We start from the raw sequence: 8,607 nt of genomic DNA, 5'->3' as shown, positions 1-8,607 counted from the left end.
AGACTTCCTCCACACCTACAACCACCACCGCTGCCACACCGCACTCGACGGCAAGCCACCCATCAGCCGTGTGAACAACGCTGCGGGTCAATACAGCTAGGCCCTGTCGTGCCCCGCCGGTCACTGCCCGGCGGGGCAGGACCGCGTCCCGGACGGCAGCCGGCCGTCGAGCAGGAAGCGGTCCGCGTACTCCCGCACGCAGGCCGAGTTGACGTACCCGAGGTGCCCGTCGCCCTTGTGGTCCAGGACCACCGCCGAGCCGATCCGCCGCGCCGTCTCCTCCGTCCACTCGTACGGGGTCGCCGGGTCGCCGCGGGTGCCGACGAGCAGCATGCGCGGGACACCGGCGGGGCGGTCGATCCTGCGGATGAAGTCGGTGCCGGCGGGGCGGCCGTAGCAGGACAGCACGGTCGACAGCTGGCGCGGCCCGAAGACCTTCGACGCCTCCTCGAAGGCGGGCCGCAGCGCGAGGAGTTCGCGCTCGATGTCCGCCGGAGCGGCCTTGTCGTTCGAACGGTCCGGGTCGTCGGCGCAGTTCACGGCCGTGAGCGCCGCCTCGGCGTTGTCGGCGGGGACCGAGCCGGGGCCCTGCTGCTCCTCCTGCCGGTCGCCTTCGGAGGGGGCTGTCGGGCCGCCGAGCCGGAGCAGTCCCACGGGGTCGTGGTCCTCCTCGGCCATGCGCAGCGCGTCGGCGAGCGCCGGCCAGGTGCTGCGCGAGTACAGGGCGCCGCCGATGGAGGCGGCCACGTCCCGACCGCTGACGTACGAGCCGTCGCCGCCGACCAGCGGGCGCCGGTCGAGCCGCGCCACCAGGTCGTCGACCCTCTCCCTGGCGCTGCGGGTGTTGGTCCCGTAGACGCAGCCGCGCCGGTGGGCGCACCAGGTCAGGAAGTGCTCCAGGGCCCGCTGCTGGCCGCGCGCCGATGCCAGGGCCTGCTCGGCGAGCGGTTCGCTCAGGGTGTCCACGCCGTCGAGGACCATGCGGCCGGTGCTCTTCGGGAACTGCGCCGCGTACACGGCGCCCAGCCGGGTGCCGTAGGAGAAGCCGAGGTAGTGCAGCTTCCGGTCGCCCAGCGCCCGGCGCATCACGTCCATGTCGCGGGCGACGTTGACGGTGCCGACGTACGGCAGCACGGGGCCGGAGGCCAGCTCGCAGCGCCGGGCCACCGCGCGGAGCGCGGCCAGCTGGGCGGCGGCGTCGCCCGCGTCGCCGCCGGTCTCCTGGGAGCCGCCGCAGGAGACGGGGGCGCTGCGGCCGACCCCGCGGGGGTCGAAGGCGACGAGGTCGTAGCGCTCGCCGAGGTCCGCGAACAGCCCGGGGTCCTCGGCCAGGCCGGCCACGCCCCGGCCGCCGGGCCCGCCGAAGTTCAGCACCAGCGAGCCGAGGCGTTTCGCCCGGCCGGTGGCCGGGAGGCGGGCCAGGGCCACCCGGATCGTGCCCTTGCCCGGGTCCGCGTAGTCCAGCGGCACCTCGACGGTCCCGCAGCGCATACCGGCGGGTATCCGCCGTTCGGGGCACGCTCCCCAGCGCACGCGCTGCCCGTGGAAGCGGGCGAGCGGATCGCCCCGGGAGGCGCTCGCGCGGGGGGCGGGCTCCGGCGTCCCGCTGGGGGCGGGCGCCGGGGCGGAGCCCAGGGCGGCGAGGATCAGCGCACAGGCTGCGGCGACGGTACGGGAGCGGGATCGGGGCACTGCACCCTCCTCGGGCGGCCCCCCGGACCGGACCAGCCCACCCTATGCGCGCCCCGCCGCCCCCGCCCGGTACGCCGACCCGCCCGCACGCCCGCCCGCCGCGACCGCCCGCCCGAAGGGCGCCCGCCTGGGCCGCCCCGAGTGCCCGCCGGGCGGCCCGAAGCGCTGCCGGGGCCGCCCCCGCCCGGCTCAGTGCTCGCGCGGGCCCCGGTAGAGCGCGTCGATCTGCCCGGCGTAGTCGCGCGCGATCACGCCCCGCTTGAGCTTCAGGGACGGGGTGAGGTGGCCGCGCTCCTCCGTGAAGTCGACCGGCAGGACGGTGAACCGGCGGATCGACTCGGCCCGCGAGACCAGGGCGTTCGCCTCGTCGACGGCCCGCTGGAGCTCGGCGCGCAGTTCCTCGTCCCGCACCAGCTCGCGGATCGGCACGTCCTGCTTCTTGTGCATCTGCCGCCAGTGCGCCAGCCCGTCCGGCTCCAGGGTGATCAGCGCGGTGACGTACGGCCGGTTGTCGCCGACCACCATGCACTGCCCGACCAGGGGGTGGGCCCGGAGCCAGTCCTCCAGCGGCGCCGGGGCGACGTTCTTGCCGCCGGAGGTGATGATCAGGTCCTTCTTGCGGCCGGTGATGGTGAGGTAGCCGTCGGCGTCGAGCTCCCCGATGTCGCCGGTGGGCAGCCAGCTGCCGGGCGGCACGGCGTACGCGGTGTTCCAGTACCCGGCGAAGACGTGCCGGCCGCCGAGGAGCACCTCCCCGTCGTCCGCGATCCGCACGGCCGTGCCCGGCAGCGGCCAGCCGACCGTGCCCAGGCGGGGCCGCAGGGGCGGGGTCACGGTGCTGGCGCCGGTCGTCTCCGTCAGCCCGTACCCCTCGAAGACCTCGATGCCGGCGCCGGTGTAGAAGGCGGCGAGGCGGCGCCCCAGGGGGGACCCGCCGCTCAGGATGTACTTCACGCGGCCGCCGAGCGCCGCCCGGATGCGCCGGTAGACGAGCGGGTCGTACAGGGCGCGCGCGGCCCGCAGTCCGAGGCCGGGGGCCTTGCCCTCGACGAGCTCGCCGAAGCTCTGGGCGATGCGGGAGGCCCGGTCGAAGGAGGCGGCCCGGCCCATCCTCTCGGCGGTGGCCCGGGCGGTGTTGTAGACCTTCTCCAACACGTACGGGATGGCGAGGAGGAACGTCGGGCGGAAGCCGGCGAGATCGGCCAGGAGGTCTTCGGTACGGATGCTGGGCGCGTGCCCGAGCTTGACGCGGGCCCGCATGCAGCCGACGGCGACCATCCGCCCGAAGACGTGGCTGAGGGGCAGGAAGAGGAGGGTGGAGGCGGGGTCGTCGCTGACCGACTTGAAGACGGGGTGCAGCAGCTCCACCGAGTTGTCGGCCTCGGCGAAGAAGTTGGCGTGGGTGATCACGCAGCCCTTGGGCCGGCCGGTGGTGCCGGAGGTGTAGATGAGGGTGGCGATCGCGTCCGGCGTACGGGCGGCCCGCCGTGCGTGCACCACCGCGTCGGGCAGGTGCTCGCCCGCCTTGGCCAGCCGGGCGAGGGCTCCCGTGTCGAACTCCCACAGGTGCGCCAGCCCGGGCAGGTTGGCGCGCTCGGCGCTGATGATGCGGGCCTGGGCGGTGTCCTCGACGGCGCAGGCGACCGCGCCGGAGTCCTGGATGATCCAGCGGGCCTGGACGGCGGACGAGGTCGGGTAGATGGGGACGGTGACCAGCCCCGCGGCCCATCCGGCGAAGTCGAGGAGGGTCCACTCGTAGGTCGTACGGGCCATGATCGCCAGCCGGTCGCCCTCGCGGAGCCCCTCGGCGATCAGGCCCTTGGCGACGGCGAGCACCTCGGCGGCGAACCGGGCGGCGCTGACGTCGTGCCAGGCGCCGTCCCGGTCCTTGCGGGCGAGCACGGCCTCGCCGGGGGCCTCGCGGGCGTTCTCGAAGGGGATGTCCCCCAGGGAGCCGCGGTCGGGGACGGCGGCCAGTGCGGGGACCCGTACCTCGCGCACCCGCCCGTCGATGACGGTCTTGACGGGCTCCACCAGCTGGGGCTCGGCTTCCACGGCGCGCTCTCCTGGGGTCCGAAGGGAGTTACCGCCGGTAATCTACGCACCGGTAACCACCGCTGAACAGCCCTCGGGGCCTTTCTTCACGACCGGAACACCCGGGCCTCACCCCGGCCCCACCGGGACCGCACGGAGTCCACACGGGGTGCGGACGGGGTCCATACAGGGTGCACCCGGGCCGCGCCCGGAGCTCGCACCGCCCGGCGCCGCGCGCTCCGCCCGTCCGGCCGTGAAGGGCCGCCGCCCTCACCCCGCGGACTCCCCGGGGCCGGGTGGGCAGTCCCGGCAGCGGCCCGGCACGGGGGCGCGGAAGGCCCGCTCGCAGCCGTCGCAGTTCTGCCAGGGGTCCGGCCGCCTGACCGGTGGGGCGGCCGCGGGCGGCGGCAGGTGGGGCGGGAGCTGCTCTCGGAGCCGATAGGCGATGAGCCCGGCCGGGTGGCGCAGGTCGGCGGGCAGGTCCGCGGCCAGGACCTGCCGCAGGGCCTCCGGCTCGGCCCCGCGCCCCAGCCAGGCCGACACCACGGCCGCGAGCCGTGCCACGTCCCGCTCGGGCAGCAGCAGCCGGGGGTCGTGCTCGCGCAGCCGGACGAGGAGGTCGACGGCGTCCTGCCGGACCCGCACGCCGGGGGCCGCCTCCGGGGCCGAGGAACCAGGGCCGGGCCCGGGCCCGGGCGAAGCCGCGGGCCCGGCCGCGAGCGCGGGTCCCGCCGAAGGCGCGGGGGAAGGGGCGGGCCAGGGCCCGAGCCGGGGCCCGGGCCCGGGGGCTGGCCCCGGCTCCGGCTCGACCTCGGGCGCGGCCCATGCGGAAGGCGGAAGCGCCGCCGAGGTCAAGGGCCCTGGGGCCGGTCCCGGCTCGGACGCGGGCCCGGGCTCCGGCTCCGGTTCGGCCTCGGGCGCGGCCCACGCCGAAGGCGGAAGCGCCGCCGAGGTCGAGGGCCCGGGGGCCGGTCCCGGCTCGGACGCGGGCCCGGACTCCGACTCCGGTTCGGCCTCGGGCGCGGCCCACGCCGAAGGCGTAAGCGCCGCCGAGGTCGAGGGCCCGGGGCCGGGCCCGGACGCGGGGCCGGGCCCCGGCGCGGGCCCGGGAGCAGGTCCCCGCCCGGGCCCGGAGACGGGCGAAGCCGCGGGCCCGGCCGAGGCCGGGGAGCCGGGCTCCGGGGTCGGGTTCGCGTTTCGCCGGAGCGGTGGCCGCGGGCCGGGCATTGGCGGGCCGACCGGCCCGGCCACCGGCACCGGCGGCCCCTCCGGCCCGGCCGCGGGGGCGGTGCGGGGGTGGTTGTAGGACACCGTACGGGTGACGACCTGCCCGGTGGCGAGCCGTACGCGGCTGCGTTCCAGGTACCCGTGCTCCTCCAACTCCCGCAGCGCGGAGGAGATCCGCACCTCGCCCTCCGGGAAGCGGTCCGTGAGCCGCTTGATGCCGACCCTCGCGCCGGTCGGGAGCGACTGGATGTGCAGGGCGAGGCCCATCGCGACCAGTGACAGCGCACGGTGCTGGGCCAGGTGGTTGCCGACCACCGTGTAGTGGTCGGCGTGCCGCACCTTGACGTGGACGACACCGGATCGGGCGGTCCCGGCGCGATCCCGGGACGAGGCGCGCGCAGGCGCGCTAAGGTGCTGAAGAGCCATGGGGAAGGGGATTGCTTCCTGCTTGGTCAGGCCCTCGTCCGGGATGCCAGTCCCGCCGGGGGCCGTCTCATGTCCGACGTTGCGGGGTGAGCATATGCCCGGCAACCATCCACAAATCCAGCCGAGTTGGCACCGTTCACCCGTGTGAGTTACGGGGAGTCGACGGGGCGGGGTGGGGTGGGTGGGTGGGTTGGATTGCACTCCGTGGTGTCAAGGGGTGGCGTCCGGACCCACCGGGTCCCGGCCCCCCGCGACCCGGTTCCGCGGGGCTCCGCGACCCTCCGGGACGGCCCCTCCCCGAAGGTCCGCCCCGTCCGGGTCGCGGAAACCCGGGACCCGGTGCACCGCGAACCCGACCCCCGGCCCCCGGCCCGACGCACGTCGCAGCCCCCGCCCGGACGGGGGCGGGGGCTGCGACGAGTACGGGCTCGGGGCGACGGGGCGGCGGTCAGACCGCGGCCGGGACCTTCTCCGCCGGGACCTCGGCGGGGGCCTCGGCCGGAGCCGGGGCCGGCTCGTCCAGCGGGGAGGACGAGGCGGTGGCGTAGGCCTCCTTGTCCAGAATCCCCTCCCGGGCCGAGACGATGACCGGGACCAGCGCCTGGCCGGCCACGTTGGTGGCGGTGCGCATCATGTCGAGGATCGGGTCGATGGCCATCAGCAGGCCGACGCCCGCCAGCGGCAGGCCCAGGGTGGAGAGCGTCAGGGTCAGCATGACCGTGGCGCCCGTCAGGCCGGCCGTGGCGGCCGAGCCGATGACGGAGACGAAGACGATGAGCAGGTACTCCTTGATGCCCAGCTGCACGTCGAAGATCTGCGCGATGAAGATCGCGGCGAGCGCCGGGTAGATCGCGGCGCAGCCGTCCATCTTGGTGGTGGCGCCGAACGGGACGGCGAAGGAGGCGTACTCCTTCGGGACGCCGAGGCGCTCGGTGACCTTCTGGGTGACCGGCATGGTGCCGACCGAGGAGCGGGAGACGAAGGCCAGCTGGATGGCCGGCCAGGCGCCCTTGAAGAACTGGAGCGGGCTGACCTTGGCGACGGTGGCCAGGAGCAGCGGGTAGACGCCGAACATCACGAGTGCGCAGCCGATGTAGACGTCGGCGGTGAAGGTGGCGTACTTGCCGATCAGCTCCCAGCCGTACGTGGCGATGGCGGTGCCGATGAGGCCGATGGTGCCGATCGGGGCCAGGCGGATGACCCACCACAGGGCCTTCTGGAGCAGCTCCAGGACGGACTCGGCGAGGTCCAGGACCGGCTTGGCCTTGGCGCCGAGCTGGAGGGCGGCGATGCCGGCGACGACGGCGAGGAAGACGATCTGGAGGACCTTGAGCTCGGTGAACGGCGTGACGATGTCCGTCGGCACGATCCCGGTCAGGAAGTCGATCCAGGAGCCGGTGCGCTTGGGCTCCTTGCCGTCGGCGGCGGTGAGGCCGGTGCCCGAGCCCGGGTCGGTCAGCAGGCCGATCGCAATGCCGATGCCGACCGCGATCAGCGAAGTGATCATGAACCAGAGCAGCGTGCGGGAGGCGAGCCGTGCGGCGTTGTTCACCTTCCGCAGGTTGGTTATCGACACCAGGATGGCGAAGAAGACGAGCGGGGCGATGGCCAGCTTCAGCAGCTGGATGAAGATGTCGCCGGTCTTCTCCAGCGTGGTGCCGAGCCAGCCGATGTCCTGGCTGCGCGCCAGCCAGCCGAAGAGCACGCCGAGGGCGAGACCGGCGATGATCTGCGCCCAGAACGGGAACGTGAAGGAGGCCTTGGCGGGAGCCTGGGCCTGGGGGGTCGCGGACACGGACACTCTCCGGGGGGACGCACAACGAACTTGCGGGATGGGGTTCGGCGGTGGCGGCAGCCGGAAGGGGCCGGCCGGGACCGCTGCTGCCGCGATGCGGCGGGACGCGGAAGGGACGTCAGCGACAGCGGCAACAGGCCGCGGACACGCGGCGGCAGAGGTCGACGTGCAGGCGCGCCACGAGCGTGACGCTCGTGGTCATCGGGTGCGCAGCTGCGGTCAACATGTTGAACACGCTAACACTTATCCTTTGAGAATCTCAAAGGGGTTCTTTGGGGCGACGGCGTACGGGGTCCCCGCACAGCGGTCCGGAACGCACGAACGCCCCGGCTGCTGCGGGCGGTTGGACCCGGCGCCGGGGCGGTTCGATGCGTGTGCGGGGGGCGGGAGCGGGACCCGACTCGGTCCGCTACGAGGCCACGCGCGTCGCGTCGTCCGCGACGTCCTCCTGGCTGCGGTTCGAGGCGAGCTTCTCCTTCGCACCCGCGACGCGTCCGGAGATCTGCTCGGACATCTCGTCGCGCTGCTTGCGCAGGAGGACGAAGGAGAGCGGGGCGGAGAAGACGAGGGCGAGCAGCACGATCCAGGCGACGTTGGCGTCGCCGATGGAGGAGGGCACCCAGCCGAGGCGGACCAGGCCCGCGACGACGACGAGGCATCCGACGAAGATGCCCAGGCGCATCGCGGTGTAGCGGATCGTTGCGCTCGGCTTGAGGGACACGGTGACCCTTCTCTCTCGTCGTCCTGCGTCGGGATGTACCCGTCCAGTGAAGCACGGCGGCCGTACGCCCGGGGCCGCCGGGGGTCCGGCGCCGACCGGGTCAGCGCAGCGGCAGCAGCATCGTGATGTCGTCGCGGTCGTCGCCCGGCGCGACCCGGATCGCGCCCGGGACGCGGCCGACCTCCTTGTAGCCGCAGGCCGCGTAGAAGTGCTCCAGGCCGTAGCCGCCGCGGCAGCCGAGGCGGATGGCGTCGATGCCCTCGATGGAGCGGGCCGCCTCCTCGGCCGCGGCCATGAGCGCGCGCCCGTACCCCTTGCCCTGGTGGCGCGGGTGGACCATCACCGTGTACGCCCAGATCCAGTGCAGCTGGAGCCGGTGCGTGTTGTGGGTGAGGAAGGCGGTGGCGGCGACCGCGCCGTCCCCGTCGCGCCCCACCAGGAGCCGGCTGCCGCCGTCGGCGACCGCGGCGAGCTGCTCGGCCAGCGCCGGGCGGATGTCGTCGGCCGTGACCGGCGGCACGAAGCCGATGGCACCGCCCGCGTTGGTGGCGTCGGCCCACAGCTCCAGGATGCCGTCACGCAGGGCGGGGTCGACGACCGGGTCCAGGGTGAACGTAAGGGTCATTGGCGGAGCCTATTCCTTACCCATCCGTACGGTCCAGAGCCCGTCCGTACGGTCCGGCACGCACGGAAGCCCCGGCCCGGAGGCCGG

6 protein-coding genes and 1 pseudogene are annotated in these 8,607 nt (G+C 74.7%); 1 reads left to right on the top strand and 6 read right to left on the bottom strand.

Going from position 1 to position 8,607, the window contains the following annotated elements; translation table 11 throughout:
* A pseudogene (locus ACFWU6_RS21970) lies at positions 1-100 on the top strand (IS481 family transposase); the annotation flags it as partial.
* A gap of 20 nt (positions 101-120) precedes the next feature.
* Here the strand turns inward: ACFWU6_RS21970 and ACFWU6_RS21965 are convergent.
* The 6 genes from ACFWU6_RS21965 to ACFWU6_RS21940 form a co-directional block, all read right to left on the bottom strand.
* Positions 121-1,692, bottom strand: a complete 1,572-nt coding sequence (locus ACFWU6_RS21965) for an alpha/beta hydrolase (RefSeq protein WP_383813085.1) — start codon at positions 1,690-1,692, stop codon at positions 121-123.
* 189 nt (positions 1,693-1,881) lie between these two features.
* Positions 1,882-3,747 (bottom strand): AMP-dependent synthetase/ligase, encoded by a 1,866-nt coding sequence (locus tag ACFWU6_RS21960; RefSeq protein ID WP_383803432.1) that lies wholly within the window; start codon positions 3,745-3,747, stop codon positions 1,882-1,884.
* A 249-nt stretch (positions 3,748-3,996) separates the two neighbouring features.
* The gene (locus tag ACFWU6_RS21955) at positions 3,997-5,379 is read right to left on the bottom strand and encodes a hypothetical protein (protein WP_383982575.1); all 1,383 of its coding nucleotides are present in this window, start codon (positions 5,377-5,379) and stop codon (positions 3,997-3,999) included.
* 448 nt (positions 5,380-5,827) lie between these two features.
* Positions 5,828-7,180 carry a dicarboxylate/amino acid:cation symporter gene (locus ACFWU6_RS21950; RefSeq protein ID WP_383982572.1) on the bottom strand — a complete coding sequence of 451 codons (1,353 nt, stop codon included), beginning with the start codon at positions 7,178-7,180 and terminating at the stop codon, positions 5,828-5,830.
* A gap of 403 nt (positions 7,181-7,583) precedes the next feature.
* Positions 7,584-7,895 (bottom strand): DUF4229 domain-containing protein, encoded by a 312-nt coding sequence (locus ACFWU6_RS21945; protein WP_383803438.1) that lies wholly within the window; start codon positions 7,893-7,895, stop codon positions 7,584-7,586.
* A 100-nt stretch (positions 7,896-7,995) separates the two neighbouring features.
* The gene (locus ACFWU6_RS21940) at positions 7,996-8,520 is read right to left on the bottom strand and encodes a GNAT family N-acetyltransferase (protein WP_383982569.1); all 525 of its coding nucleotides are present in this window, start codon (positions 8,518-8,520) and stop codon (positions 7,996-7,998) included.
* Positions 8,521-8,607: the final 87 nt, after the last annotated feature.

Source organism: Streptomyces sp. NPDC058674, assembly GCF_042716505.1.
Lineage (GTDB): Bacteria > Actinomycetota > Actinomycetes > Streptomycetales > Streptomycetaceae > Streptomyces.
The sequence above is the reverse complement of the archived record's forward strand: the minus strand, read 5'-3'. Positions and strand labels throughout refer to the sequence as shown.

Bases quoted from the DNA above. Each gene is read 5' to 3' on its own strand.
- ACFWU6_RS21955 (WP_383982575.1), bottom strand. From the start codon at position 5,379: ATGGCTCTTCAGCACCTTAGCGCGCCTGCGCGCGCCTCGTCCCGGGAT.
- ACFWU6_RS21940 (WP_383982569.1), bottom strand. From the start codon at position 8,520: ATGACCCTTACGTTCACCCTGGACCCGGTCGTCGACCCCGCCCTGCGT.